The following is a 25,244-nucleotide window of genomic DNA, read 5'->3' on the forward strand; positions in this document are numbered from 1 at the left end:
TTTCCATAAACACTGCAACGATTTTAACTTTACCAACATCGGAGATATTCACGATTTTAGCAGATAATCTAAACTCTATTCCATTAACAGTCCTTAATTTAAGCTTATCTTCGCTAAAATCCATCCTAAACAATTCTTCTACCTTAACCTTCTTACCGAAATACTCGACTATAATGTTTTTCCTAAGTTTACCAATATATTCCATTCCCAATTCTTTAGATTCCTTCATAATTTTCTTTGTCGTTACAAAAGTGTCTCCTACGACCGTCCCGATATCTATATGAGTTAAGAATCTAATAATTTCGATGAATATGTCTGTGGATTTTTTGTCCAAGTGGTTTTATTGTAGTGTAAATCGAATATATCCCTTTTTCGTGATAAATACAGCAGTTTATCTGCTCTTGATATGGTTTGCTATGTCTTTCGATGTAGTTATATCGAATATTGCAACCATAACCTTTTTACTCCATCTCCTTAGTAGCGTTGAATCGATTATTGCAGTGTATTTAAATCTATTGTCATCAAAAATATCGGGAAGGTTGGATAGTTGAGTATACAAACAAAACTCATTTTCTGATAGTTTTTGTAGGTTTTTAACGATAGTCGTTCTGTGAATTCCCGAGACATACTCTGAAAATGCTTTGATAGTTTTTATTGGCGTTAGTGTTCTAACCTGTGCGAACTTAGATAACTCCTCCGAACAGTTAAATCCTAAACTATTTATAGAATTAGTGAGTATATTATTAAGTGCTGCTAGCATGGAGGTTTCACCGTTTTTTAACGAGTTATTCAAGCACTACATATTTCTATTTTTGGTTTAAAGTTAATATTGTTAAATCACACTATCAGTAATTATTGAAGGAAATGTTGAGAGGGTTAAATACATTGGTTATAAAATGACCTCTGGAAAAATCATAATCAACGGAAATGTTGGAATCCAGTTAGGTTCTGAGATGAAAGGAGGAGAGATAATTGTTAATGGAAATGCTGGAAATTGGGTTGGAAGGGAAATGAAAGGCGGATTAATAAAAATTAATGGAAACGCTGGGGACTATGTCGGTTCTGCTTATAGAGGAAGTTGGCACGGAATGAAAGGGGGAAAATTATTGTTGAAGGAAACGCTGGGAATAATATTGGAGGAGGTTTATCTGGCGGAGAAATTATCATAAAAGGCAATGTTGGGCAGTTTTGCGGTATTAGGCAAAATGGTGGGTTCATATACATTGGGGGAAACGCAGAAAGGGCTGTTGGGGTAGAGATGTCAAAAGGAGATATTGTTGTTTGTGGAAGAATAAGGTTCTTTGCCCCAGGATTTGAGTTTGCTAATGAAGAGGTTGATATAAACATCAATGGAATGCAAATTAACGGAGAATTCCTTAAATTTGTTGGAGATTATGCAATAAAAAGAAATCCAAAAGGAAAACTCTACGCTTTAAAAGAAAAAAACCTTGGATTGATAGAGCCTGAGTTGTATGAATGCTATGAAGGTTACAGATATGATGGAGGAATTAAAGCCCTCCTTAACACAGGAAGCACCGTTGTGCAAGGGGAAATTATCAAAGGAGGAAAGAAGTTTACTGAAAAATATGTTAAAGAGTGTGCTGTCTGCTATATCCACCCAAAAGACTATGTCCACCTTGGAGAGCCAGAGTATGTGAATGTAATTAGCGAAGATAAGAAATCATGCATAACACTAAAAGCCATTCCTGATGATTCTCTCCAAGAGGGAACCGTCTTTATTCCAAGGTCTATTTGGGCTAATATTGTTATTGGCTCATACACAGAATCAATGGGTTCTCCACTCTATAAGGGGTGTTATGTATATGTTGAGCCAGTTAAAGAAAAAGCTGAGATACTAACCGCTGAAGAGATTATGAAAAAGATATATGGGTGAGAGTTATGGCTATGAAAGTTTTTAGGGGCATAACTTGTCCTGTCTGTGGGATGGCGTGTGATGATATAGAAGTTTGGTATGATGAAGAAAAGCAAGAGATAATTGCAAGGAATGTGTGTAGGGAAGGAGCACCAAAGTTTCAAGAAGTTGTAAGTCCACACAGAATAAGAGAACCAATGATAAAGAAAAATGGGGAGTTTATTAAAGTTAGTTGGGAAGAAGCAATAAATAAAGCAGCAGAGATCTTAGGCAATGCAAAAAGACCACTCTTATTTATGGGTGCTGAGACATCAGCAGAGGCACATATCGTTGGATTGCACATGGCTGAATATCTTGGAGGAGTTGCTGATTCAAACTCAACAATATGACACGGGCCAACATTAATGGGGATTCAAGAGGCTGGACTTCCTGGCTGCACCGCTGGAGAGGTTAAGAATAGGGCTGATTTAATAATCTTCTGGGGATGTAACCCAATGCACTCCCACCCAAGACACATGAGCAGATATTCAGTCTTTGCAAGAGGTTATTGGACTGAGAGAGGAAGAAAGGACAGAAAAATAGTTGTTGTTGACCCAAGAAAAACAGATACTGCAAAGTTGGCAGATTTACATGTTCAATTAAAACCAAACACTGATTATGAGTTATTCTCTGCTTTACTAACAATATTGAGGGGTAAAAAGCCCCACCACAGCGTTGAGAAGATAACTGGAGTGCCAATTGAAGTTATGGAAGAGATGGTTGAGTGGATGAAAAATGCAAAGTTTGTAAAGATTTATGGAGGCTTAGGGTTACCAGCATCAAGAGGAGGGTATAGGAATATAGAAATTATATTGACATTAGTTAGAGAGTTAAACAAATACACAAAGTGTGCTATAGGAGCTTTGAGAGGGCACTGCAACGTCAATGGATTTAACCAAGTTGCTTCATACATGTATGGCTATCCTTACGGTATAGATTTCGCGAGAGGTTATCCAAGATACAACCCTGGAGAGTTTACGTTTGCTGATGTGTTAAGAGAGAGGGAGATTGATGCTATCTTAGTAGTTGCAGCAGATATAGTAGCCCACACACCAAGAGATTGTGCAAAGTATTTAAATGAGATTCCAATGGTTTGCATCGACATTGCTCCCGGTCCAACACCTTACGCTTCAGATGTTATCTTACCAGGAGTTATTGATGGAATGGAGTGTGGATCTACTTTCTATAGATTTGATGGTTTCCCAATATATGCAAAGCCATTCACAACATCACCATTCCCATTCACAAAGAGCAATGAAGACACCTTAAGGCAGATATTTGAAAAAGTTAAGGAGATTAAAGAAGGAAAGAAAAACTAAAATTTGAGCCAGGAAGTCCAGCCTCAAGAAACGTCTTTAGGATACGCCGAACCCTTCAAGGGAGGCGTATCCACTTTATTATTTTTTTATAAGGTTTAGTAACTAATTTTAATTAATATTTTGAACAAAAATAACTATTTATAATTACGGTGATGTTATGATTTCACTCAAAGAAGCAGAAAAAATTTTAGGCAAATTTCATTTTAATAAAACCGGATATATTAAAATAGAGGAATCTTATGGCAGAGTTTTAGCAGAGGATATAAGAAGCAATATAGACATCCCAAGGTTTGATAGGAGTGATATTGATGGTTATGCAGTTACTGAACTTTTAGATGAGTATATTTTAATTGATGAAGTTTTTGCTGGAGATAATAAAAATTTGGAAATAAAAGGAAACGAATGTGTTTCAGTTGCTACGGGTGGGAAGGTTCCAAAGAACACAAAATATATAATTCCCATTGAAAATACAGTAAGAGTTGGAAATAAAATAGTTGTTGTAAGTTTTGATAGAATTGAAGGAATTTCAAAAAAAGGATGTGATGTTAAAAAAGGAGATATTGTTTTAAAAAAAGGAACTTTGATAAATGAAAGGAATATTGGGGTTTTAGCAGGATTGGGAATTGATGAAGTAAAGGTTTATAAAACTCCAAAAGTTGGGATTATTTCAACTGGAAATGAGTTATTTAAGATGACTAAGGATGTAAACTCAAAAACAATTGCAGAGGTTGTAAAAAAAGCAAAGTGTGAGCCGATATTTTTAGGGCTCGTTAGGGATGAATTTGACATTATAAGGGAGAAAATAATTAAAGCATCAAAAAAATGTGATATTATTGTAACCTCTGGTGGAGTCTCTGTTGGAGAAAGGGATTTTCTTCCAAAAGTTGTGGATGATTTGGGAAAGATATTATTCCATAAGATTAAGATGCGTCCAGGGATGCCAATGCTATTTGGGAAAATAAATAAAAAACCCATTTTCTGTATGCCTGGTAATGTGGTGTCTTGCTTAATTTGTAGTTATGTGTTTTTACTTCCTTTTTTGATGAGAATGACGCATAGAACCTACAAAAGAAGAATTATTAAGGCAAAGTTGTCTGAAAAAATAACATCCGAACCAGATTTCTTATACCTAAGGCCTGTAAAATTAAAAAATGGCATCGCCTATCCAATATTTAAGGGCTCAAACATAATCACCTCAATATTAGATGCAGATGGACTTGCTATAATAAAAGAACATGAACTAAAAAAGAATGAGGGAGATACTGTGCAGGTTTGGATTTTTTGAATAAATTTAATCATCTATGTTATTTTTTGAACATTCCAAGAATTCGTTAATCGCTTCCTCTACAGTATTTTCTTCTGTTTTCACCACTCTTGCATATTTATTTCTCAATGCATTGTAGGAGCCCATGCCAATATCTTTCACAATAACAACATCAACATCATTGTCTATTAAAAAGTTGGCTGTTTCAATACCCTTCTTCTTTTCCAAATTCTTAGCAGGATTTTCTTTTATAAATGAGTTTGTTATTTTTCCATCAGATACATCAACGAACATAAAATAAGGGGAAAAGGCAAATTTCTTATTTATTTTTGATTTGAATCGATCTTTATCTGCACTTTCTATTGGAACAGCAATTCTAATTTTTTTCATTTTAATTGGATCGATATGAATGGTTATTGAATCAATATTCTTAATGTTTTCCCTTATCTTATCTACAACGTCATCAGAAATTCTATGTGCCTCTTTAAATGATAGATTCTCATCAACCTCAATGTGCATCTCACAAAACATAAATGGCCCTGCTTTTCTTGCCTTTAGGTTATGGACTCCTTCAACACCCTTAACATCCAATACTGTTTTCCTTATTTCCTCTACAACCTCCTCATCACAAAAATCCATCAACATTAAAATATCCGTCTTCATTAAATTTATTCCCAATAGAATTACAGCAATACTTATAATTGCCCCCACAATTGGTTCTATTATTGTAAATCCAAAATAAGAACTAATTATTGCAATTAATGCTGCTATTGATGTGTAAAAATCAACCAATGAATGTTGTCCCTCTCCCATAAGTGCTTGGGAATGTATTTCCCTGCCCACTTTTTCCTTATATTTGTATAAGTAATAGACAACTGCCAAAGATATTAATAATGCCAATACTGCTGCAAAAGGATGAGATATTGTTGTTGGATTAGTTATTCTCTCAATAGATTCCCTAAGTGTTTCAATTCCAGTAACGAATATCAAAAAGGAAACAGCCAATGATGCTAATGTCTCTGCCCTATAGTATCCATAAGGAAACCTCTCATTTGGATCTTTTTGAGCAAATTTCAACCCTATATAAACCGCAATCGGACCTAAAACGTCTGAAAATGAGTGCAGAGCATCAGCCATAAGTGCAATACTTCCAGATATGTATCCAACCACCCCCTTTAATAATGCAATGGCAAAGGTTAGTATGGCACTTACTACTGCCACTCGTTCCCCTTTTTTAAGGTCTATGACTTTGTTCATATTCCAAAACCTCTTGTAAAGATTTTATAAATACCTTATCAATGAATCGGTATCATTAAAAACTATTGGATAATCAATCTTAGGCCTTTCAACAACTACTGCCATAGCATCTGCCTCCAAAGTTCCTAAAATCTTCTCCTTAAATCCTCCACTATCCCCGCTTTCTTTGGTTATAATAACATCGCAATTGTAATCTAATATAAGATATTTATTCAATTCCTTTGAAAAAACACCCTGCATGGCAACGATATTTTGAGGAGGTAGAAGTTCTAATGCCTTATTTATGGAAGTGGGAAGGATTCTTGCTACTACCCTATCTCTTCCCACAATATCAACAACAATCTTTAAATTCTTAATTCCTGCCATGTGGAATATCTTTTTATCACTTATCCCCAATGCCTTCTTAGACGCCTCCTCAAAGTCCTTTACATAAATTATGTTTGGATGTTTAAATTTTTCTAAAGGTCTCTCATATCTTATATATTTAATATTTAGTTCTTTTGCCACTTCTATGGCATTTTTACTTGCCATTACTGCAAAAGGATGTGTAGCATCAATCAATAAATCAACAGAATAATCTAAAATAACATTTTTCAATGCATCTTTATCGAGGGGCTTTGATATAACAACATCAGCATATTTCTTTGCAATATCTCCACCAAAATCTGTTGTTGTTGTAGTAATTAAAAACAAATCATCAAGTTCCTTTAATTTTTTTGCTATCCTATTTGCATCACTTGTACCGCCCATTATTAGTATCCTCTTCATAATCCCACTTTTAAATATTTTTAGAATATCTTTCTTTTAATTCTGCAAACGACTATACAATAACCATAACAAATATATACTACTTTTGAGTATATAAGGTTATTGCCACTCTTTTATAACCATGATGATACGAGTGGGCATATATGGTCGTGTGCGTTAAAGGTACTTGCAAAAAAATTTAATAACTATTGGAGTATTTCAAATTTAAAAGATGCATAAACCCCATAATAACTTCTAAGCATGTAAAACACGTTTAAAAATTCCGCACACGACTATAATCCGGATGACAATAACACTTTTAAATGTAAAAAATGAAGGAGGTTATATGCATGGCTATCCATGTAAAATTTAAAGTTCCAGAAGAAATCCAAGAACTCACATACAAAGCAGTTTCAAATGCAGAGAAAATTAAAAAAGGAGCAAACGAAGTTACAAAAGCAGTTGAAAAAGGAATTGCTAAACTTGTTGTAATTGCAGAAGATGTTCAACCAGAAGAAATTGTTGCTCATCTTCCACCATTGTGTGAAGAAAAAGGAATTCCATACACATACGTAGCATCAAAACAAGAATTAGGAAAAGCAGCAGGTTTAGAAGTTTCAGCATCATCAGTTGCTATTGTAAACGAAGGAAATGCAAATGAATTAAAAGATTTGGTTGAAAAAGTCGATGCATTGAAACAATAAATAAAAATATTATTATTTTATAATTTTGGATTTTGATCGACATTTATTAAATAATTTTTATTTAAGGTGATTAAGGATGTCAGATGACATGGTGTATAAAGATGCTGTTGCAGCAGAGGTTATCCAAATAATTGGGAGAACAGGAGTCACTGGTGAAATTACACAGGTAAGGTGCAAAATTTTAGGTGGAAAGGACGCAGGGAGAGTTTTAACAAGAAACATTAAAGGTCCGGTTAGAATTGGAGATATCGTAATGTTGAGAGAGACAGAAAGAGAAGCAAAACCATTAGGTAAGAGAAGATAAATTTAAAACCCCAAATTGGAGGTTATAGTATGGCAGAATGGAAAGTTTGTAGTTTTTGTGAAAGAGAAATCGAACCAGGTACAGGCAAGATAATGGTAAAAAAAGACGGTTCAGTCTTGTATTTCTGCTCATCAAAGTGTGAAAAGAACTACAAGATGGGAAGAGTCCCAAGAAAAGTTAAGTGGACATTAACATACCATAAAATCAAAGAAAGTAGAAAACAAAGCAAAAGTCAATAATGGCTTTTCTATTTTTAATTTGCTTTTTTGTTCTTTTTAAAATTTAAAAATAATAAAATTAAAATTTAATCTCATTCAAACCCAACACATCAAAGGTATTGTATATACCCACTTTTTTATCAACGATAAATCTTATCGCTAAGATAACTCCATTTACAAATGCCTGCCTACTACTTGCTTTGTGGATTAGTTCTACCCTCTCCCCATCTCCTGCAAATATAACAGTATGGTCTCCTACAACATCTCCTCCCCTTAAAGCGTGGATTCCAATTTCTTCCTTTTTTCTCTCCCCAACCATACCATACCTTCCAAATACATATTCGCTCTTAATCTCTCTATTTTCTTTTATTATCTCTGCCACCCTCAGTGCAGTTCCACTTGGCGCATCCTTCTTAAACCTATGGTGCATCTCAACAATCTCAATATCGTAGTGCCCTAACTTCTTAGCCAAAAACTCCAATGTCTTGAAGAAGATATTCACCCCAATTGCAAAGTTTTGGGAAATTACAGCAGAGACGTTATTTTCTTTTATTGCATCTTCTATCTCTTTTTTCTGCTCCTCAGTAAACCCTGTTGTTCCAATGACTAATTTAACTTTATTTTTTGTTGCTATTTTCACCGTCTCAACGCATGCATGTGCTATTGTAAAATCAACTAAGACATCTGGTTTTGTTTCCTTCAAAACCTTGTCTAACTCATCAAAGGTTGAGAGAGGAACCCCTATTTTTCCAATACCTATAAGTTCCCCAACATCTTCTCCCTTCTTTGGGTGGTTTGGAACTTCTATTGCCGCAACAACTTCCATATCCTCTTGCTCGCAAATGGTTTTTATAATGTTGCTTCCCATTCTTCCCAATGCTCCAGTTACTGCAACCTTTATCATAAAATCACACCCTTTTTTCTAAGTAGTATATAACATATCTCCTATTTAAATTTTAGATACGGTAGTTCCCATCAAATAGATAAATATATAACTATATGATTATAGATTACTACAAAAAAATAGTTGGAGGTAATAACATCGTAGATAAATCTAAAATTCCGAGAATTAAGCGTTTAATAAATCTTATGCGAGCTAAGTTTTACCTAATAGTCGTCAAATACAAATCGCCATACACACGCAGAGAGAAAATATCTCTCTTAGACTTAATAATCTTTTCGGTTCTTTGTATGATATACTTTTCGGGAGTTTATAAGAGGGGTTATGAAATACTAATCGAATATTTAGGACTATTTACAAAAATTAGATATAACAAGATTGTTGAACGAATAAATAGATATGAACAACTTTTATTCGAGATTCAAAAGACTTTCCTAAACAAAAATTGTTTATTATTCATAGATACAATCCCAATTGAAACGAAAAAATCCGTAAGAAGGGAAGACATGAAAAAATTGGATACTCGGAACTTATTAAAAAAACGGCAGTGTTGGATATAACCCATCGAAAAGACTGTGGTATTATGGATACAAAGCAACTTATATTACCGATGGGTTGTATCTAATGTTGATATCCATAAATCCTGCAAATCAGCATGATTTGGACATTCTAAAAGAAAATTTTAGAGGGTTTGTTCGGGAATTTATGAACTGCAGTATAATCGGAGACAAAGGATATATAGATAAGGGCTTCGAAAACTTATTAAGGCAGGGGAAAGTTTATTTCGAAGCGATAAAAAGAAATTAGGCAAACTCTTCGAGTTTGCTACTCGCTTGCTACCGCAAGCGAAAACATGATTAAATCGTTTATAGAGAGAACAAAGTATAAAATATTGAATAAGTTGAGAAAAAGCATTGAGACCAACTTCTCAAAGTTAGTTGCGATGTTTTCTAAGCATATTCACGCTGTAAGCAAGAAAGGGCTGAGTGTTAAGCTCTTACTCTTCACAATCGCTTATAATCTTAAAGTGTTAGATGAAGTTAATTCAATTAAATAAATATTTAAATTTGTGATGGGAATTACGGTTAAATATATAATTTTCCATAAATGTTTATGTCGTTTATGAGTTTTAGCATAACAAATTTTTGAAAAGGAATTGTAATTATGAGTATTGGTGAGTTTATGGATTGGATAGGAAAGTATTTAAGTATTCTTCAATGCCCTTATTGTGGGGGAGATTTGGAATACATAAAAGAAAAAAACCAACTAATATGCAAATCCTGCAAAAGGATATTTGATATTGTTGATGGAATCCTGATACTGTTAAAAAATTAATAGGATGATAAAATGAGGTGCTTCATAGCCATTGATTTACCAGGAGAGATAAAAGACAGGATAGAGGAAGTGAAGAAGTATTTTAAGATTAAAGGTATAAAGTTGGTGGAAAAGGAAAACTTGCACATAACCATCAAATTCCTTGGGGAGATTGATGGGGAAACAGTAGAAAGAATTAAAAATTTGGATTTATCAATAAGTCCAATTAAAGTAAAGATTAAGAATATTGGTGTCTTTCCGAACGAAAATTACATAAGAGTTATTTGGTTAGGATCTACAAATTTGGTTGATTTATTTAAAGAAGTTGATGAAAAACTTTCAGAGATTGGATTTAAAAAAGAAAAAGAATATATTCCCCATGTAACTATTGGAAGGGTGAAGTTTATTGAAAATAAAAAAACATTAAAGGATAAAATTGAAAAACATAAAAAAATAGACATTGGAGAATTTGAAGTTAAAGGCATAAAGTTAATGAAGAGTACATTAACCCCAAATGGGCCGATATATGAGGTGATTAAAGAGTGGAAAATCGACAAATAGTTCTACAAAGGTCATGCAGTTATATCTTCCGACACATTGATTAAGATTTTACCACAATATTTAAAACTTGGATTTAAAGTATAAGTGGTATTTAAAAAAACAGCAAAGAATATATACCAACTCCGCAATAATACTTTAAGTTAACTTAAAAATAATATATAGTATATTAACTTTTTTGAGTGCTATTTATTTAATCACAATTTGGGTTTTTATAACTTTTCTGCACTATTTTGAAAATCTGTGAGAGAGGGGATAGTATGAAAGTTTCAGTTATTGGTGCATCAGGAAGAATTGGCTCTTCTGTATCTTTTTTACTTGCAAAAGAACCTGATATCAAAGATCTTGTAATGATTTCAAGGGAGAAATCATTAAACAAATTAAAAGGATTGCAAATGGATATATATGATGCATTGGCAGGATTGAGAAGTGATGCGAATATTGAAGTTTATAGCGATAAGGATTTGTCTATTGTTGATGGGAGTGATATTGTTATCATAACTGCAGGAGTTCCAAGAAAAGAGGATATGTCAAGGTTAGATTTAGCAAAAATCAATGCTGGAATAGTTGGAAAATATGCAAGAGAGATTGCAAAGGTTTGCGATACAAAATTATTTATCATAACAAATCCAGTTGATGTTATGACATATAAGGCACTTATTGAATCAAATTATGACAGAAATATGGTCTTTGGTCTTGGGACACACTTGGATTCTTTAAGGTTTAAAGTTGCTATAGCAAAGTTCTTTGGTGTGCATATTGACGATGTTAGGACAAGGATTATTGGTGAGCATGGGGATACAATGGTTCCCCTTTTGAGTGCAACAGGTATTGGTGGGATTCCAATCCAAATGATGCCGAACTTTGAGAATTTCCCATATGAAGAAGTTGTTGATGATGTTAAGAATAAAGGTAAGGAAATCATTAAATTAAATGGAGGTTCTGAGTTTGGTCCTGCATCTGCAATAATCAACATTGTGAACTGTATTATCCATGATGAGAAGAGATTGCTAACGTTATCTGCATATCTTGATGGGGAGATAGGTGGCATTAGGGATGTCTGCATTGGTGTGCCAGTTAAAGTTGGTAAAAATGGTGTGGAAGAGGTGGTTCCGATAAAGTTGGAAGATGATGAGTTGGAGGCATTTAGACATTCAGTTAAGGTTGTAAAAGAATATTGTGAATTAGTTAAAGATGTATAAAAATGCGTATGATTTTAGCGTTTTTTAATTTAAATCATATCAATCTAAAAACAACTATTTTTAATACGGAGTCTATAATGTGTCATACCAATTTATACTAATTTATTAATAAATTAAGATACAACTTAATTTTAATTAATATTTCCATTACCATAGCAATATTCTAAAACAAACCATGAATTAAACCGAAAGGTTTAAATATTGGGAGAATACCATCTTAAATTGTAAAATTTGTTATGAGGTGATTCTATGGCAGAACTTCCAGTTGCACCAATGGAAAGAATCTTGAAAAAAGCAGGTGCTGAGAGAGTAAGTAGGGCAGCAGCAGTTAAACTTGCTGAGGCTTTAGAAGACATTGCAATGGACATTGCTAAAGAAGCAGTTGCATTAGCAAAGCACGCAAAGAGAAAAACAGTTAAAGTTGAAGATATTAAGTTGGCTTTGAAATAAGCCTTTATCTTTTTTATTTTTATATAGTATATATTAATTTAAATTAATCGTTTTAACAAATAACTCTTTTTTAGCAAATTATTAATGGGATATTATGAGATTAAAACTTCTCGTTCCGCAGTGGCATTATTCTATGCTTTTAGATGATGAAAGAGTGGGGATTTTTAAGGAAGCAATTGAAAAGGTTGTTAAGGAAGATGATGTTGTTTATGACTTAGGAACTGGTAGTGGGATATTGGCAATGATTGCGGCAAGAAAGGCAAAAAAAGTTTATGCAGTTGAGTTGGATCCAATAACAGCAATTTATGCAAAAAAGAATGTAAAAAATAACAATTTTGATAATATTGAGATTATAGAGGCAGATGCAGTAGAATATAATTTCAAAGAAAAGGCAGACGTTGTTATTGCTGAGATGCTTGATACCGCTTTAATAACTGAACCACAAGTTAGGGTTATAAATTCAATATTAAAAAGAAAATTTTTGAAAGAAAATGGAAGAATTATTCCAGAGGAAGTTTATAACACTGCCCAACTTGTTGAGAGTAGATTAGGGCACATTTACTATGATGAGGAAATAGAATCAAAACCCATATCGGATGAAATATTATATAGTAGGATAAATTTCTATGAGATTAATAAAGAGGATGTATCATATATCTTAGAATTTGAGGTTTTTGAAAATTGTGAGAACCCTGCTTTAAGATTGGCGACATATACAAAACTAACCGATGGAATCGTTGCTGGGGATACACCAATGTTAAATCCAAATCTTGTAATTCCACTGAACAAACCAATAAAAAAAGGAAAAGTTAGGATCAAATTATCTTATAAAATGGGTGGGGATTTGGAGAGTATTGGGATTTCTGTTATTCAATAATCACCACAAACCACCATTTAAATGACTCAAAACCTTATCGTTGGTTGTAGAGTATATCTTTCCAATCTTTACTTTTATCTTATATTCATCATCTACCTTTATTTTTTCCATGTTCTTAACGATAATTTGCATGTGTAACTTCTTTGAGTATTCTAAAAACTCCTTCAAATCCTCCTCATTATCAACAACAATTTCAAAGTCCTCTGTAACCCTCTCCCCATTATGAATCTTTTTTATTGTATCTACCATTGGATACAAGATAGATTCTCCAATATCCAATGCCCTCTTTTTTAGTGTATCGTCATCTTCATTAAACTCATAAGCCTGATACCCTTCCCTAACAACCCTACTAAACATAAAATCAACACCTAAATCATAAAAAAATGTAAATGCCACTCTTAAATCTCCACACTGTGTTTTGTGTGTTGTGTATTTTATTGGATTTACCGCCATATCTGGGTCTTTTAAAACAACTCCTTCCCTATTTTCAGCATTCAACTTATCGATAATCTCCTTTATGTATTCATGAGCATCTTCCTTATCAAACTCCCCCAGAGGTTCAACATAAGGAAGGTTGTATTTTTTGCAGGTTTTTATCTTTTCTTTTATGGATAAAGGTTCATTTGTTTCCCTATCCCTTATATCAAAGATATAAAATCCCAAATTTTCCCAACCTCTATCAACCTCTTCATAGTAGTGTGGCACATAAGGATTGTTCAATCCAATCATCTCTCCACAGAGCATTAGATTTGGATGATCTTCGAAGAACTTGGTGTTTAATATTTGTATTGCTTTTTTTGTTGTGAATGGGCAGATATACCCTCCTCTTGTGATTGCAACAACATCATCATTTATCTTTGCTATTCTAACATTGTAGCCATCCAACTTTTCCTCAACAACAACCTTGTCAATGAAATAATTTTTTATAGTTGGATTTAACACCAAAGCCCTCCTAATCTTTGGATAACCCGCAACATAGTCCAAATCTTCATTTAAAAATAATGTTGTCCCCCTCTCAACATGTTTTATCTTTTTTCTAAATGTAATCATTGGAATACCCTTATATTCTATCCTGCCTATTATTCCTCTTTTAAACCCCCTCTTTATATCATCATCTCTCAACTTCAACCTCTCTGCAATTAGGGAATAATTCATTTCCATAAAACCACCAAATCTATATATCCAATTTCCTTCTAATTTTTTTAATTACCTTACTAAATAACAGAATATTCAAACGAAACCTTTAAAAAAGGTTTCATCCAAACAATATAGGATTTTGTTTGTTTTAGTTATATATCCAATTTCCTTCTAATTTTTTTAATTACCTTACTAAATAACAGAATATTCAAACTACACCCTTTTTTTGCATAATAATTTGGGGAAATCCATGGGTTTTCTTCTAAATTTTTACTTAAAATTTCCATGTCCTTTTTATATTTAGATAACAACTTCAAAAATTCTTTTGGGTTGTCCATATCAAATGGCTCAAAGTTTATGTATGCATTTCCAATCTCCCAAATAAAGTGGGCATCACTTCCAACACCAATCAAAAAATCGTGTTTTCTTGCATACTCAAACGCCTTTATATTTGGCTCGTTGGTTATGCATCTACTGTTGAAAACCTCCACAACATCGACCTTTTTTATAAACTCTCTATCATCTAAGATGTTAAATTTACATAAAGACCTTCTCCTCCTCACATCAAAAGGATGGGGCAAATAGACCAATCCCCCCTGTTCTTTAACCTTATCTATTGCCTCAAATATATCTTTCTCATTAATCTCTTCATTCAAAAACAATCCAATAAATTCCCCTCTATCTGTTGCTATTTCCTCTCCAGTTATACCAAAGTCTGTCTTAGTTGCCAAATTGTGATCTGCAATTACTGGAACAATGTCGTTCTTTAAACAAATCTTTTTTAACAAGTTTATATTGTTCAAGGAGCATTTTGAGCGTATGGTGTGGACGTGCATATCTACCTTCATTAAAATTTCACCATTTTTGTTTTATTAACTTTAAATTCAAATTAAACATAAAAAATTAAATTATTCGAACTCAAATTCCATACCATCTAACCTTCTTTTAAATTCCTCTAATACTTTATCTTCATATTTCTCTTCTATTGTTGGATTTCCATTCTCATCCTTAGCAACAAAGCATGCAGCCAATCTTAAGTAATGTCCTGCATCATCCCATGGAACTGTTGAGATGAGTTTTTCTTTAATTAAATATTGAGAAAAGTCCTCTGCAGTTTCAAATTCAACACCATTTACTCTTCTTGGGGATTTAACATACAAGTAGAATGTTCCTCCTGGCATCCTTGCGTTGAATCCAACTTCATTCAATATCCCAATCATCTTCCTCAATCTTCTCTCATACTTCTGCCTAACTCTTTCAGTTATCTCTGGATGTTGCAAACAATAAATACCTGCTTTTTGGATTGGGATAAATTGACCACTATCATAGTTATCCTTAACTGTTGCAAATGCCTTAATAATTAACTCATTTCCAACTAAAAATGCCAATCTCCAACCAGTCATGTTAAATGCCTTTGAAAAACTGTGGATTTCAACCCCAACTTCCTTTGCATCTTTAACTGATAGGAAAGATAACGGCTCCCCATCATAAACCAATGCTCCATAAGCGGCATCTTGGACAACAATAACATCATTCTCAAATGCAAAATCAACAACCTCTTTATAAAATTTCTTTGTTGCTTGAGCACCAGTTGGGTTGTTTGGGTAATTTAAGTATAATATCTTTGCTCTCTTCTTAATATCATCTGGAATACTTTCTAAATCAGGTAAGAAATCATTTTCCTCTAACAATGGAAGATTATAAACCTCTCCACCATACCATTTTGTATGTGTTGCTGTAACTGGATAACCAGGGACTGTCATTAATGTAACATCCCCGGGGTTTATGAAGGCACTTGTTATGTAGGCTAGTGCTGGTTTTGAACCTATTGAGTGTATAACCTCATTAACTGGATCTATATCTTTAACACCATAAACCTTCTCCATGTATGGTGGGACAGCATCTTTTAATGCCTGAATTCCGTTATCAGCGTAGCCCCTATTCTCCCATTTCTTTGCCTCTTTGCATAAAACCTCTATTACTTTTTCGTCTGCCATCTCATCTGGCTCTCCGACTCCCATATCGATCAGTTCCATATTTGGATATCTTTTCATAGCCTCTTGCTTTGCCCTCTTAATTTTCTCAAACTTATAGATTACATCCTCCTTACCAAACTTTTTTCCCCCAATTCTTTCAGCAAATAGGTTTTGTATGTAACTTTCCATCCTCTCACCTTAAATTATTTTTATCATAATTTGGTGATTTTATTTAAAAACTTTGCATCCTTTGAATCCTTTGAGTTCATAAGCATCCGTTCAAAAACTTTCAATAGTCAATATACCCTAACAGTATAAATAGATAACGAGTTGAACTTTTTTTAAAAACTGACAGTGTGATTACGAGAATCCTTTCTTTATTAGTTCTTTACTACACTCTTTAATCACTTCATAGAATGATAATCCATATTTGTGGCTTAAATATTCTATACAGTTTGATACCATTGCTATAAACCTAACAAACCCAATATTGCTCTTTTCAGACGTTAGGTAATTTCCCTCAACATCTAAAAATCGATTTATCTCTTCTATGCTTTTCTTCTATCTTTGGTCTCTTCATATACTCGCTTATTATGTTCTCTGCCTTCTTTTTATGGTTTGTAGAGACCAGATACTTAGGTTTTTTCTTGATTTTCCTATCAACACTGCAACGTATTTTAACTCTACCAACATCGGGAATATTGACCACTTTTCTCGGATAATCTAAACTTTATTCCATTAATAGTCCTTAATTTAAGCTTTTCTTTCTCGAAATCCCTCTTAAATAGTCCTTCTACCTTAACCTTCTTACCGAAATATTCAACTATCAGGTTTTTCCTAAGTTTACCAATATATTCCATTCCCCAATTCTTTAGATTCCTTCATAATTTTCTTTGTCGTTACAAAAAGTGTCTACTACGACCGTCCCGATATCTATATGAGTTAAGAATCTGATAATTTCGATGAATATGTCTGTGGATTTTTGCCAAGTGGTTTTATTGTAGTGTAAATCGAATATATCCCTTTTTTCGTGATAAATACAGCAGTTTATCTGCTCTTGATATGGTTTGCTATGTCTTTCGATGTAGTTATATCGAATATTGCAACCATAAACCTTTTTACTCCATCTCCTTAGTAGCGTTGAATCGATTATTGCAGTGTATTTAAATCTATTGTCATCAAAAATATCGGGAAGGTTGGATAGTTGAGTATACAAACAAAACTCATTTTCTGATAGTTTTTGTAGGTTTTTAACGATAGTCGTTCTGTGAATTCCCGAGACATACTCTGAAAATGCTTTGATAGTTTTTATTGGCGTTAGTGTTCTAACCTGTGCGAACTTAGATAACTCCTCCGAACAGCTAAATCCTAAACTATTTATAGAATTAGTGAGTATATTATTAAGTGCTGCTAGCATGGAGGTTTCACCGTTTTTTAACGAGTTATTTAAGTACTACCTATTTCTATTTTTTGGTCTTAATTTTAATAGTGTTAAATCACACTATCAGTAAATGTAATTTTTCTATAAATTCAAATGTCTTTTCTTTAACTTCTTTTATTATATCCTCATAATTTTTAGATGGAAAATCTGTAAGTGTGTCAAGTGTAAATATTATTGTTTTATCTGGTTTGATGACCTCATGCAAAATTGACAATGGACAGTTTGATTTTTTCTTTTTGTTTCCAAAAATATACTCAATCTCATCCCATGACCTAAAATTCCCCCACGTTGCTATTAGTATTCTCATATTATCTCCCCAATAATCTTAATTTTTATTTTTAATATTTTTAAATTTAATAATTTATTTTAATCCATCCTAATGGGCTCACTATCCTACCATTTTTCACGTAAACGGTTTTCGTCTTTGGGAAGTCATAATAGGAGTATGCCCTATTCCAAGATTCCCTTAAATTCCTATTTCTTTCATTTTTGAAGATCTTTTTCATCAATTTTAAATATCCCTTTCTACCATCTTTGTCATATTTCCAAAGCAATAAATAAATCGTTTTTGCCAAAAATCCCCCACCAAACCCAACATTTAAACAAATACCATCATTTAACTGATTCTTTAATCTTTCATAAAATGTTTCTAAAATCTCTGGATTATCTCGGTTTAATTCAAAGTCAATAATCGTTTCAGTCAATTTATTACATATTCTCTTTAATTCATCAAATTTTTCTTTTTCGTCCATTTCTTTGTAATTTCTTTCTGTTTTTTTGAATATTTCTTTTATAAATTCGTCTTTAATAATAATTCTCAAATCAAATTCATTTTTATCCATAAATCCTTCTAGTGCTATAGGAACTTCAAATTTTCCCTTTTTTGTATTCCATCTTTTTGTCATTATGAACTTAAATTTTCCATCCAAAAATCCACTATCAGAAACAATTAAATACTTAAAGAAATCACTCTGAATATTTCTTGAAATGGCATTTTTGACTACTGCATCCCCCTTTTCCCATGGTTTAATGTTTTTATCCCTCAAAATCTTAATAAGTTCATTTATTCTTTTTTCATCATCATAATAATCAAAAATATATGCAGTTCTTATTGCTCCTTTTATTGAACTTCCGGGAATGTAGGGAAATCCCCTCTGATTTATAAATTTTTTAACTCTAATGCTTCTATGGCTCTCAATCTCACAATTAACTTCCCTAACAACATAATCCTTCACATCAATTCCAATGCTTTTTAAGAGTTCTTTTGCATTAGATTCTAATCTATTATTGTTTATATATGAGGTTATTAGTTTAGATAGGTGGTTTATTTTTTCTAAATCATCCAAATCCATCATTGCCTTCTCTAAATCAACAATTTTTGCCTTGTTTTCCTCTATATAATAATCCAACTGAGTATATTCCTCCCCACAACCAATAAAAATTGGGGTTATGGTGTTGCATTTAACTTCCATAGATATCCCTCAATAAACCTTAGTGGGCATTAGAATGGGCTTTCCATTCACATAAACGTGGTGATTTAAATGTTTTACATAATTTTCAGGTTCTAAATTTTCAATTTTCCCAACAAATCCCTTCTTAACAATAGAACCTTCTGTTAATGCTAAAATACGCTTTTTTAGACATGTTGGTCCTTTTATGGAATAGATATAGCCCCCAATTTCAATTAACTTATAGTATTCAACATTTCCATTTCTCGGAATTGCTGTTGATAATGTTAAATGGTAGTCCTCTTCCCTATCAAATAATTCATTAAATTTTTCATTTAGTTCCCCAATAACAACACTTTCAAAAAACCCTGCTCCAATGCTTCTCTTTCCCCCTAACCCTTCATCCTCAATAAGTTTTATTGAAGCATTTATTTTTTTGATTAAATCCTCATCCAACTCGCCATAATCAACTAAAAAATAAAATTCAGTCCCATAATTTAACCTAATGAATTCTACATTGTAAAGTTGTCCTCGTCCATCTTTTTCAAGAGTTATGTTCTTAATCCTATCCATGGCTATTTTTTGCTCAATTTCTTTTGATATAAGTTTTATTTCATCCAAATTTTCGCTGTATTTCTCCACACTATCAATTTCTTCCATTCCAATAAGAAACTCTTTTCCAATAATTTGGTTTTTTATGTTTTTCATATTTTGTTCATTTAAATATTCTCCATTTAAATATTCCTCAAATGCTTCTAAAGAGATGAATTTTATCTTTTTTATTTTTTTGGCATCCTTACCCTTTGGAATATTAAAAAAAGGCGTTTCTGGTTTTGGTATAAAGTAAATATCCTTAAATTTTGGGAATAGGGACGACACTCTTAAATTTAATAAACTTTTGTCAAATTCCCCATACAACTTAACAAAATTATTAACTATCGCAGAAAATAAACTGTGGGAATGAAATATTAGAGAACTTTCCTCCAAATATCCCTCCCCCAAAATGAAATTTGCTGTTTTCTTTTGGGATTAATCTTACTAATTTCATAATTCCCACCAAAATTTAAATGAATTATAAAGTTAATTTTTCAACTTTGCTGTATAATTCTTCAACGTCATGAATATTTTTTTCTACAGTTATTGCGTTTTTATCTCCTTCGTAGTATGCTTTTGGTTTGTGGATTAACATAATGTCTTTAAATTTAATTTTTCCGTAACCTCTTGAACCACAACCCCCCAAATAATCGTCTTCTAAAAGTTTCATTCCTTCAATGAATTTTTTTATTAAATTTTTGTCTTCATTTTTGTAAATGTTGAATACAATTTCAAAATTGAACTCACTCCCAGCAACGACTCTCTCTATGTTTCTAATTCCCCCTTTTATTGTAGTTCCTTTTACTCTATCTATTGTGTTTTCTGGTTTTACTTCTAAATATTCGTATGGTTTTTTACCATTTAATTCCAAATAAGCATCTCTAACTATAATTCTAACTGGCTCCTTAATATTTTTTGAATCGTGTGGTCCAAATATTTTGCAAATTTCACATCCTCCACAATCACACGGAAGTGCATTTCCCCTACCATCAAATTTTATTTTTCCATCTTTTTTTTCTAATAAACTTCTAATTTTTCCTTTTAATGAACTTCCAGGAATAAATATATTGTCATTTTTATCTTTTATAACGGGATTATCCATTCCTCCAATTTTTAATGTTTCTTTTGTCCCACCAATGTGAATTCCACTTTCTAACTTAATTTTTCCATTTATAGTGACTTTTCCTTTTAAAGTTAGTTTCTCTTCCATTTTCTACCCCCCTACTGACTTTTTGCATATATTTTGTGATATGCTACCAATGCTTCAAAAAATATTTTAAATTTTTTAAATTTATTCAAATCATTGTTTATTTCATCAATTATTTTGCTAAAAATCTCATTAAACTTTGATAGGGCTTCTTTTTTTTGCCTATTTGTCTCTTTTCCAACATTGTATGCCATTTTTGGTTTTAGAAAAGCCAATTTAGTATACCAATTACTTTCTTTGTCATCTACCTTTATAACATAATCATAGAAATCCCTCATTTTTGATGCAGGTATGTTTTCAAACTCCCTTGCCAATCTCTCTGCTATCTCAATAACCTTATTTACATTTTCGCTGTTGATATTCAATATTATGTTTATTTCGTTATCACTTAAAACTGGTTTTTCATTCTTCATTCTCATCATTTCACCCCTCCCTATTTTTCAGTTCGGCAATTCTTGCAGAAACTTTTAAGTCGTTGAATCTTATGTTTCTACACTTAAATCCATAAGATATTTTTTCTTTAACATAATCCTCTAAAAATTTAATGTTGTTATCTAAATTATTTTTTCCTTTCTTATAATTTCTATGCAAATAATACAAAATTCTCCAATAGTATGGGAAGTTTATTAGGAACTCTTCACCTTTACATTCAATTGCTCTGTTTAATCTATCCCCCACCTCCTGAGTTATGTGTAGAACTCTTTTTTTACCTATTTCTCTTATGGCTTTTTCAAAACACTCTTCTAATTCTGTTTCATTGTATTTTTTAACAAATTCTTTAATTTTTTTATCAATCTCAATTCTTTTATTGTGTTTTATTGAATAAAAGTCCTCAAACTTCTTTATTGATTCCTCATCATAATAAACCTCAAAGTCCCAACTCAACGGACATCCGAAGATAGACACTGCATTTTTCTTGATTACTTCTTTTTCCCCATTTATTGGCACTATTATTTCATCATCCTTCGCAATATCATCCAACTCCTCATCTGCCAATTCAACTGCCTTTTTAAACTCAAACTTTGGACTAACTAAAACAACTCCAGCACTTAAGGATAAATTTGGATTGTAGCAGGTAAATTTCTTAAATTTTTTTCTAATTTCTTTTGCCAACTCCCATATAACATCCCACGCTCCAACTATAAGCGTATCATCTCCTCCAGAATAAACTAAATAGACATTGTCTTTATAATACACTTCTTTATCCTTAATTTCACATTTTCCTGTCTCAATCAAGTGGGGGATATATCCTGTGAAAAACAAAGTTAGCATGGAACTTAACGTGCTCATTCTTGATATAGATGCAAAGTCACCTAAACCCTCTGTGAATACCTTTCCTAAATTATCAACGTCCATTTTTAATATGCCTATTTTGTTTGTTCCTGTCCTTTCTTTTGCCTGCTCTGCCAATTCATTAAAATCTTTTATTTCTTTTTTGTTTTCATTATTTTCTCCAACGTCCTTTAATGGAAATGCAATTGACCAAATTTTATAAGGTAGTTCTAAATTTCCATTATTATCTGGGAGATTATATTCCTCATTTTCAAGTTTAATTTTTTCAAACAAATCCTTTAATGTTGGAAGTTCTTTTATTGTGATTTCTTTTCTTTTTTTCTCACCTTCAACCTTTGCTTTTGAAGGTTTTTTGTAATTAAAACTAATATAACCTTTATCTTTGAATTCTTTTAAGAAATCTATTAACTCTACAAATGAATAACAGTTTTCACATAATTTGTCTCCTTCTTCACCATATAAACATATTCCCCTCTTAAACTCTCCTCTGCATGCTCTACATATCTTATTTTCGTCACATCTTCCATACGGTTTAAATAAACTTAAATCTTCTATTTTATAATAAAATTTCCTCATTTTTCTTTTTGCAGTTATTTCTCCAACTTCTCTCCATTTTTTTGAGAAATTAGATTCTGATTGTGATAAAAATTCATAAGGCTTAATGTCCGCTTTTCCCAATGTAATGTATAAGTCGATTCTGAATTTACCGTATAGCATTTCGTTTATTTCTTTTTCAAATTCATCAATGCATTCATCTTTTACTTTGTATGATAAAATGTAAAAGTGTCCCCCTCCGCAAAACAATATGTTTGTTATTGGCAAATCTAAATTTTGGATTATGTGGTTTGCAATCATCTCAGTTAAAAAATCCAAATAAAAACTTCTGCCCTTTAACGATTTTGTAGCATATTTTGAAGTTATTTTAAATATAAAATTCTGGATTCCTGATATATCCCCATGAATTAATGAGAACAACCCATATTTTTCCCATGCTGGATTTGAACCTTTTTTATATTTTCCTTTTTCCAACGGAATTTTTTTTAGTAGTTCACGTAACATATCGTCAGTAAGTTCGGCGTCTGCATATTTTCCTTTGCATTCACTTTTTTCGTATATCTTATATAAACAGGATGCAATTGCACAAGTTGTTTTTAGATGGTCAAATAAAGAAATATCTGGCAATGACCCTCCCTTTCTCCAGTTTGTTGCTGACGGAATGCACCAAAAGTATTTCTGAATTAGTTGGTATAATTTTTCAAAGTTGTCTATATTTACTTTTTTTAATTCTTCCATAAAACTGTTGTGCAAATCTTCGTATGAAATATTTGGACTCGGATACGGAAATATTACATGATCCTGAATTGAAAGCGGTTTTAAATTGTATTTTTTCCCTTTCCCGTATAATTCTTCTTTTTTTTCTTTTATTTTTTTGAGGTAGAATTTATCATCACTAATATCTACGAGTTCAAATACGGAAAGTAATGCTTGTTCATCTTTTGGAATACTCAATTCTTCATCTGTGTTTTCCCTTTCTGCACTACTTAGCCAATCCGCCAATCTAACAATACCAATAATTCCTTCATTAATGCTTTGGTCGTGGTGTCTTCTAATGATATCTAAAACTAAATCTCTATCTTTATCATTCAAATTTTTTAAAATGTTTAATTTACAATTGTCATCCTTTAAATACCCCTCTAAAAACTCATATCCAAAATCTACATGCTTTTTCTTTTTTGGGTTATATTTCGCTCTTTGAATGAATTTTCCAATATCGTGTAATAAACTTCCAATTTTTAAAGCCTCATAATCCCTCATTAAACCCCCTCTAAAATTTTGATGAAAGTTTAGTTAATAATATTTACTAAAAATTTATATAAAACTTTCGAAATGTTCTCAGTTTAACATTATAACACAAAAAAACAATACAACGATAAAGACATGAAAATCACGAATGATTAAAAATGAATAAAGTTTGATATTTTGATATATTTATCACCTACTGGAAAATATAATATATTTAAATTTCTTAATTAATCTTTCTTGCATTTATATGCCCTCATCTCGTTTGAAATCTTAGTCTATTAAAACAAGGATTTAAGCAACTTAAATTTTATAACCGTAGTTCCCATCAAAACATTAAATATATAACTCAATAGATATATAGTATCAAAAAAATAGTTGAAGGTGATAACATCGTTGAAGAGAGCGTCCCAAAGCTTAAACGATTAATAAATCTCATGTGGGCTAAGTTCTATCTAACTGTAGAGAAATATAAGTCACCATACGCCCGCAGAGAGAAAATATCCCTCTTGGACTTAATAATCTTTTCGGTTCTATGTATGATATACTTCGGTGGATGTATAAAAAGGGGTATGAATTTTTAATCGAAGGGTTGGGATTGTTTCCGAAAATAAGATACAACAAATTAGTTGAGCGATTAAACAGATATGAAGAACTTTTATTCGAAATTCAGAGCATATTTTTAAATAAAAACTGTTTATTGTCTATAGATACAATTCCAATCGAAACAAAAGAACTTATAAGGAAATATAGACATGAAAAAATAGGAAAATCAATGTTAATTAAAAAAGATGGTATAGTTGGCTACAATGCATCAAAAAAACGTTATTATTTCGGATATAAAGCAACATACACTACTGACGGAATGTATCTAACTCTATTGTTTGTAAGTCCTGCAAATCAGCATGATTTGGATGTCTTGAAAGATAATTATAAACTGTTTGTTAAGAACTTCTCAAACTGCTCTATAATTGGAGATAAGGGTTATATAGATGAAGGTTTTCAAAATATGTTAGGATGGGGAAACGTTTATTTCGAATCTATAAAAAGAAATAACATGATTAAATCGTTTATAGAAAAGATAAAGTATAAAATACTAAATAAATTGAGAAAAACTATCGAAACAAACTTTTCAAAGTTGGTTGAAATGTTCCCAAAGCGTATAAGAGCCATAAGTAAAAGAGGATTTAGCGTTAAATTATTGCTCTTTACAATCGCCTATAATATTAAGACGTTGTATGATGTTAAATTTAGGTAAGTTTGTTAATAATGGTTATTACTTCAATTGCTAAAACTTAATAGTATCTAACTATTTCCACAT

At 32.0% G+C, this 25,244-nt stretch carries 30 protein-coding genes and 2 pseudogenes; 15 read left to right on the forward strand and 17 right to left on the reverse strand.

The window, feature by feature from the left end:
- Positions 1–229, reverse strand: a pseudogene (locus tag METFODRAFT_RS04510) (hypothetical protein); the annotation flags it as partial.
- 162 nt (positions 230–391) lie between these two features.
- Positions 392–760, reverse strand: a complete 369-nt coding sequence (locus METFODRAFT_RS10870) for a hypothetical protein (RefSeq protein ID WP_007044363.1) — start codon at positions 758–760, stop codon at positions 392–394.
- A gap of 94 nt (positions 761–854) precedes the next feature.
- Between METFODRAFT_RS10870 and METFODRAFT_RS11150 the strand changes: the two are divergent.
- From METFODRAFT_RS11150 to METFODRAFT_RS04535, 3 genes and pseudogenes are all read left to right on the forward strand, one after another.
- Positions 855–1,894 (forward strand): annotated as a pseudogene (locus METFODRAFT_RS11150) (formylmethanofuran dehydrogenase subunit C); the annotation flags it as partial.
- Positions 1,895–1,899: 5 nt separating this feature from the next.
- Positions 1,900–3,231 (forward strand): formylmethanofuran dehydrogenase subunit B, encoded by a 1,332-nt coding sequence (locus tag METFODRAFT_RS04530; RefSeq protein ID WP_083820843.1) that lies wholly within the window; start codon positions 1,900–1,902, stop codon positions 3,229–3,231.
- Positions 3,232–3,388: 157 nt separating this feature from the next.
- Positions 3,389–4,516, forward strand: a complete 1,128-nt coding sequence (locus tag METFODRAFT_RS04535; RefSeq protein WP_007044367.1) for a molybdopterin molybdotransferase MoeA — start codon at positions 3,389–3,391, stop codon at positions 4,514–4,516.
- Between the two features lie 6 nt (positions 4,517–4,522).
- Here METFODRAFT_RS04535 and METFODRAFT_RS04540 read toward each other — a convergent pair whose 3' ends face one another.
- Positions 4,523–5,716 (reverse strand): cation diffusion facilitator family transporter, encoded by a 1,194-nt coding sequence (locus tag METFODRAFT_RS04540; RefSeq protein WP_245528910.1) that lies wholly within the window; start codon positions 5,714–5,716, stop codon positions 4,523–4,525.
- 60 nt (positions 5,717–5,776) lie between these two features.
- Positions 5,777–6,520, reverse strand: a complete 744-nt coding sequence (gene cobK / locus METFODRAFT_RS04545; protein ID WP_007044369.1) for a precorrin-6A reductase — start codon at positions 6,518–6,520, stop codon at positions 5,777–5,779.
- A 329-nt stretch (positions 6,521–6,849) separates the two neighbouring features.
- On the opposite strand from cobK, the gene rpl7ae reads away from it, so the two are divergent.
- From rpl7ae to METFODRAFT_RS04560, 3 genes are all read left to right on the forward strand, one after another.
- On the forward strand, positions 6,850–7,203 hold the full coding sequence (gene rpl7ae, locus METFODRAFT_RS04550; RefSeq protein WP_007044370.1) for a 50S ribosomal protein L7Ae: 354 nt from the start codon (positions 6,850–6,852) through the stop codon (positions 7,201–7,203).
- Positions 7,204–7,279: 76 nt separating this feature from the next.
- Positions 7,280–7,507, forward strand: a complete 228-nt coding sequence (locus METFODRAFT_RS04555; protein ID WP_007044371.1) for a 30S ribosomal protein S28e — start codon at positions 7,280–7,282, stop codon at positions 7,505–7,507.
- Positions 7,508–7,536: 29 nt separating this feature from the next.
- Positions 7,537–7,746, forward strand: a complete 210-nt coding sequence (locus METFODRAFT_RS04560) for a 50S ribosomal protein L24e (RefSeq protein WP_007044372.1) — start codon at positions 7,537–7,539, stop codon at positions 7,744–7,746.
- A gap of 58 nt (positions 7,747–7,804) precedes the next feature.
- Here METFODRAFT_RS04560 and dapB read toward each other — a convergent pair whose 3' ends face one another.
- Positions 7,805–8,629, reverse strand: a complete 825-nt coding sequence (gene dapB, locus METFODRAFT_RS04565) for a 4-hydroxy-tetrahydrodipicolinate reductase (RefSeq protein ID WP_007044373.1) — start codon at positions 8,627–8,629, stop codon at positions 7,805–7,807.
- Between the two features lie 287 nt (positions 8,630–8,916).
- Here dapB and METFODRAFT_RS11470 point away from each other — a divergent pair, with 287 nt between their 5' ends.
- The 8 genes from METFODRAFT_RS11470 (at position 8,917) to METFODRAFT_RS04595 (ending at position 13,027) form a co-directional block, all read left to right on the forward strand.
- Positions 8,917–9,186 (forward strand): hypothetical protein, encoded by a 270-nt coding sequence (locus tag METFODRAFT_RS11470; RefSeq protein WP_245528912.1) that lies wholly within the window; start codon positions 8,917–8,919, stop codon positions 9,184–9,186.
- Between the two features lie 43 nt (positions 9,187–9,229).
- Positions 9,230–9,433: a hypothetical protein gene (locus METFODRAFT_RS04575; protein ID WP_245528857.1), complete on the forward strand. Its 204-nt coding sequence runs from the start codon at positions 9,230–9,232 to the stop codon at positions 9,431–9,433.
- Between the two features lie 46 nt (positions 9,434–9,479).
- A complete protein-coding gene (locus METFODRAFT_RS10045) occupies positions 9,480–9,683 on the forward strand; it encodes a hypothetical protein (RefSeq protein ID WP_007043585.1) in 204 nt (67 codons plus the stop codon).
- A gap of 125 nt (positions 9,684–9,808) precedes the next feature.
- A complete protein-coding gene (locus tag METFODRAFT_RS10050) occupies positions 9,809–9,961 on the forward strand; it encodes a Trm112 family protein (RefSeq protein WP_083820844.1) in 153 nt (50 codons plus the stop codon).
- A 12-nt stretch (positions 9,962–9,973) separates the two neighbouring features.
- Positions 9,974–10,501: an RNA 2',3'-cyclic phosphodiesterase gene (gene thpR, locus METFODRAFT_RS04580; protein ID WP_007044376.1), complete on the forward strand. Its 528-nt coding sequence runs from the start codon at positions 9,974–9,976 to the stop codon at positions 10,499–10,501.
- A gap of 257 nt (positions 10,502–10,758) precedes the next feature.
- The gene (locus tag METFODRAFT_RS04585) at positions 10,759–11,700 is read left to right on the forward strand and encodes a malate dehydrogenase (protein WP_007044377.1); all 942 of its coding nucleotides are present in this window, start codon (positions 10,759–10,761) and stop codon (positions 11,698–11,700) included.
- Between the two features lie 249 nt (positions 11,701–11,949).
- On the forward strand, positions 11,950–12,150 hold the full coding sequence (locus METFODRAFT_RS04590; protein ID WP_007044378.1) for a histone family protein: 201 nt from the start codon (positions 11,950–11,952) through the stop codon (positions 12,148–12,150).
- Between the two features lie 94 nt (positions 12,151–12,244).
- The gene (locus METFODRAFT_RS04595) at positions 12,245–13,027 is read left to right on the forward strand and encodes a 50S ribosomal protein L11 methyltransferase (protein WP_007044379.1); all 783 of its coding nucleotides are present in this window, start codon (positions 12,245–12,247) and stop codon (positions 13,025–13,027) included.
- Here the strand turns inward: METFODRAFT_RS04595 and METFODRAFT_RS04600 are convergent, their stop codons facing one another.
- The 12 genes from METFODRAFT_RS04600 to cas10 form a co-directional block, all read right to left on the reverse strand.
- Positions 13,028–14,188, reverse strand: a complete 1,161-nt coding sequence (locus tag METFODRAFT_RS04600; RefSeq protein WP_007044380.1) for an RNA ligase — start codon at positions 14,186–14,188, stop codon at positions 13,028–13,030. It abuts the gene before it with no gap.
- Between the two features lie 128 nt (positions 14,189–14,316).
- The gene (locus tag METFODRAFT_RS04605) at positions 14,317–15,012 is read right to left on the reverse strand and encodes a PHP domain-containing protein (protein ID WP_048115578.1); all 696 of its coding nucleotides are present in this window, start codon (positions 15,010–15,012) and stop codon (positions 14,317–14,319) included.
- A gap of 60 nt (positions 15,013–15,072) precedes the next feature.
- A complete protein-coding gene (locus METFODRAFT_RS04610; protein ID WP_007044382.1) occupies positions 15,073–16,329 on the reverse strand; it encodes an LL-diaminopimelate aminotransferase in 1,257 nt (418 codons plus the stop codon).
- A 331-nt stretch (positions 16,330–16,660) separates the two neighbouring features.
- Entirely contained in the window at positions 16,661–16,849 is a 189-nt protein-coding gene (locus METFODRAFT_RS11475) for a hypothetical protein (protein WP_007044383.1), read from the reverse strand.
- Entirely contained in the window at positions 16,824–17,000 is a 177-nt protein-coding gene (locus tag METFODRAFT_RS11480) for a hypothetical protein (RefSeq protein WP_007044384.1), read from the reverse strand. The genes METFODRAFT_RS11475 and METFODRAFT_RS11480 overlap by 26 nt, the downstream gene beginning before the upstream one ends.
- A gap of 11 nt (positions 17,001–17,011) precedes the next feature.
- Positions 17,012–17,557 (reverse strand): hypothetical protein, encoded by a 546-nt coding sequence (locus METFODRAFT_RS11155; protein WP_007044385.1) that lies wholly within the window; start codon positions 17,555–17,557, stop codon positions 17,012–17,014.
- A gap of 79 nt (positions 17,558–17,636) precedes the next feature.
- Positions 17,637–17,888, reverse strand: coding sequence for a TM1812 family CRISPR-associated protein (locus tag METFODRAFT_RS04620; RefSeq protein ID WP_007044386.1), 252 nt, complete (start codon positions 17,886–17,888; stop codon positions 17,637–17,639).
- A gap of 46 nt (positions 17,889–17,934) precedes the next feature.
- Entirely contained in the window at positions 17,935–19,053 is a 1,119-nt protein-coding gene (gene csm5, locus METFODRAFT_RS04625; RefSeq protein ID WP_007044387.1) for a type III-A CRISPR-associated RAMP protein Csm5, read from the reverse strand.
- Between the two features lie 9 nt (positions 19,054–19,062).
- Positions 19,063–20,016 (reverse strand): type III-A CRISPR-associated RAMP protein Csm4, encoded by a 954-nt coding sequence (gene csm4, locus METFODRAFT_RS04630; protein WP_007044388.1) that lies wholly within the window; start codon positions 20,014–20,016, stop codon positions 19,063–19,065.
- Positions 20,017–20,101: 85 nt separating this feature from the next.
- The gene (csm3, locus tag METFODRAFT_RS04635; RefSeq protein ID WP_007044390.1) at positions 20,102–20,833 is read right to left on the reverse strand and encodes a type III-A CRISPR-associated RAMP protein Csm3; all 732 of its coding nucleotides are present in this window, start codon (positions 20,831–20,833) and stop codon (positions 20,102–20,104) included.
- 11 nt (positions 20,834–20,844) lie between these two features.
- On the reverse strand, positions 20,845–21,249 hold the full coding sequence (gene csm2 / locus METFODRAFT_RS04640; RefSeq protein WP_007044391.1) for a type III-A CRISPR-associated protein Csm2: 405 nt from the start codon (positions 21,247–21,249) through the stop codon (positions 20,845–20,847).
- 4 nt (positions 21,250–21,253) lie between these two features.
- The gene (gene cas10 / locus METFODRAFT_RS04645; protein WP_007044392.1) at positions 21,254–23,938 is read right to left on the reverse strand and encodes a type III-A CRISPR-associated protein Cas10/Csm1; all 2,685 of its coding nucleotides are present in this window, start codon (positions 23,936–23,938) and stop codon (positions 21,254–21,256) included.
- A gap of 583 nt (positions 23,939–24,521) precedes the next feature.
- Here cas10 and METFODRAFT_RS09705 point away from each other — a divergent pair.
- Entirely contained in the window at positions 24,522–25,181 is a 660-nt protein-coding gene (locus METFODRAFT_RS09705) for a transposase (protein WP_245528914.1), read from the forward strand.
- The last annotated feature ends 63 nt before the right edge of the window (positions 25,182–25,244 follow it).

The sequence above is a fragment of the Methanotorris formicicus Mc-S-70 genome (genome assembly GCF_000243455.1).
Taxonomy (GTDB): Archaea; AGJL01; Methanococci; order Methanococcales; family Methanococcaceae; genus Methanotorris; species Methanotorris formicicus.

Excerpts from the sequence above, each read along its gene's own strand:
- METFODRAFT_RS04560 (WP_007044372.1), top strand. The coding sequence starts at position 7,537 with ATGGCAGAATGGAAAGTTTGTAGTTTTTGTGAAAGAGAAATCGAACCA.
- METFODRAFT_RS04585 (WP_007044377.1), top strand. The coding sequence starts at position 10,759 with ATGAAAGTTTCAGTTATTGGTGCATCAGGAAGAATTGGCTCTTCTGTA.
- METFODRAFT_RS10045 (WP_007043585.1), top strand. The coding sequence starts at position 9,480 with ATGATTAAATCGTTTATAGAGAGAACAAAGTATAAAATATTGAATAAG.
- csm3 (WP_007044390.1), bottom strand. The coding sequence starts at position 20,833 with ATGGAAGAGAAACTAACTTTAAAAGGAAAAGTCACTATAAATGGAAAA.
- METFODRAFT_RS11155 (WP_007044385.1), bottom strand. The coding sequence starts at position 17,557 with ATGCTAGCAGCACTTAATAATATACTCACTAATTCTATAAATAGTTTA.
- METFODRAFT_RS04595 (WP_007044379.1), top strand. The coding sequence starts at position 12,245 with ATGAGATTAAAACTTCTCGTTCCGCAGTGGCATTATTCTATGCTTTTA.
- METFODRAFT_RS04590 (WP_007044378.1), top strand. The coding sequence starts at position 11,950 with ATGGCAGAACTTCCAGTTGCACCAATGGAAAGAATCTTGAAAAAAGCA.
- dapB (WP_007044373.1), bottom strand. The coding sequence starts at position 8,629 with ATGATAAAGGTTGCAGTAACTGGAGCATTGGGAAGAATGGGAAGCAAC.
- rpl7ae (WP_007044370.1), top strand. The coding sequence starts at position 6,850 with ATGGCTATCCATGTAAAATTTAAAGTTCCAGAAGAAATCCAAGAACTC.
- METFODRAFT_RS04555 (WP_007044371.1), top strand. The coding sequence starts at position 7,280 with ATGTCAGATGACATGGTGTATAAAGATGCTGTTGCAGCAGAGGTTATC.
- thpR (WP_007044376.1), top strand. The coding sequence starts at position 9,974 with ATGAGGTGCTTCATAGCCATTGATTTACCAGGAGAGATAAAAGACAGG.
- METFODRAFT_RS04535 (WP_007044367.1), top strand. The coding sequence starts at position 3,389 with ATGATTTCACTCAAAGAAGCAGAAAAAATTTTAGGCAAATTTCATTTT.
- METFODRAFT_RS11470 (WP_245528912.1), top strand. The coding sequence starts at position 8,917 with ATGATATACTTTTCGGGAGTTTATAAGAGGGGTTATGAAATACTAATC.
- METFODRAFT_RS04600 (WP_007044380.1), bottom strand. The coding sequence starts at position 14,188 with ATGGAAATGAATTATTCCCTAATTGCAGAGAGGTTGAAGTTGAGAGAT.
- csm5 (WP_007044387.1), bottom strand. The coding sequence starts at position 19,053 with ATGGAAGTTAAATGCAACACCATAACCCCAATTTTTATTGGTTGTGGG.
- METFODRAFT_RS10870 (WP_007044363.1), bottom strand. The coding sequence starts at position 760 with ATGCTAGCAGCACTTAATAATATACTCACTAATTCTATAAATAGTTTA.
- METFODRAFT_RS10050 (WP_083820844.1), top strand. The coding sequence starts at position 9,809 with ATGGATTGGATAGGAAAGTATTTAAGTATTCTTCAATGCCCTTATTGT.
- METFODRAFT_RS11480 (WP_007044384.1), bottom strand. The coding sequence starts at position 17,000 with ATGGAATATATTGGTAAACTTAGGAAAAACCTGATAGTTGAATATTTC.
- csm2 (WP_007044391.1), bottom strand. The coding sequence starts at position 21,249 with ATGAGAATGAAGAATGAAAAACCAGTTTTAAGTGATAACGAAATAAAC.
- METFODRAFT_RS04605 (WP_048115578.1), bottom strand. The coding sequence starts at position 15,012 with ATGAAGGTAGATATGCACGTCCACACCATACGCTCAAAATGCTCCTTG.
- METFODRAFT_RS04610 (WP_007044382.1), bottom strand. The coding sequence starts at position 16,329 with ATGGAAAGTTACATACAAAACCTATTTGCTGAAAGAATTGGGGGAAAA.
- cas10 (WP_007044392.1), bottom strand. The coding sequence starts at position 23,938 with ATGAGGGATTATGAGGCTTTAAAAATTGGAAGTTTATTACACGATATT.
- METFODRAFT_RS04620 (WP_007044386.1), bottom strand. The coding sequence starts at position 17,888 with ATGAGAATACTAATAGCAACGTGGGGGAATTTTAGGTCATGGGATGAG.
- cobK (WP_007044369.1), bottom strand. The coding sequence starts at position 6,520 with ATGAAGAGGATACTAATAATGGGCGGTACAAGTGATGCAAATAGGATA.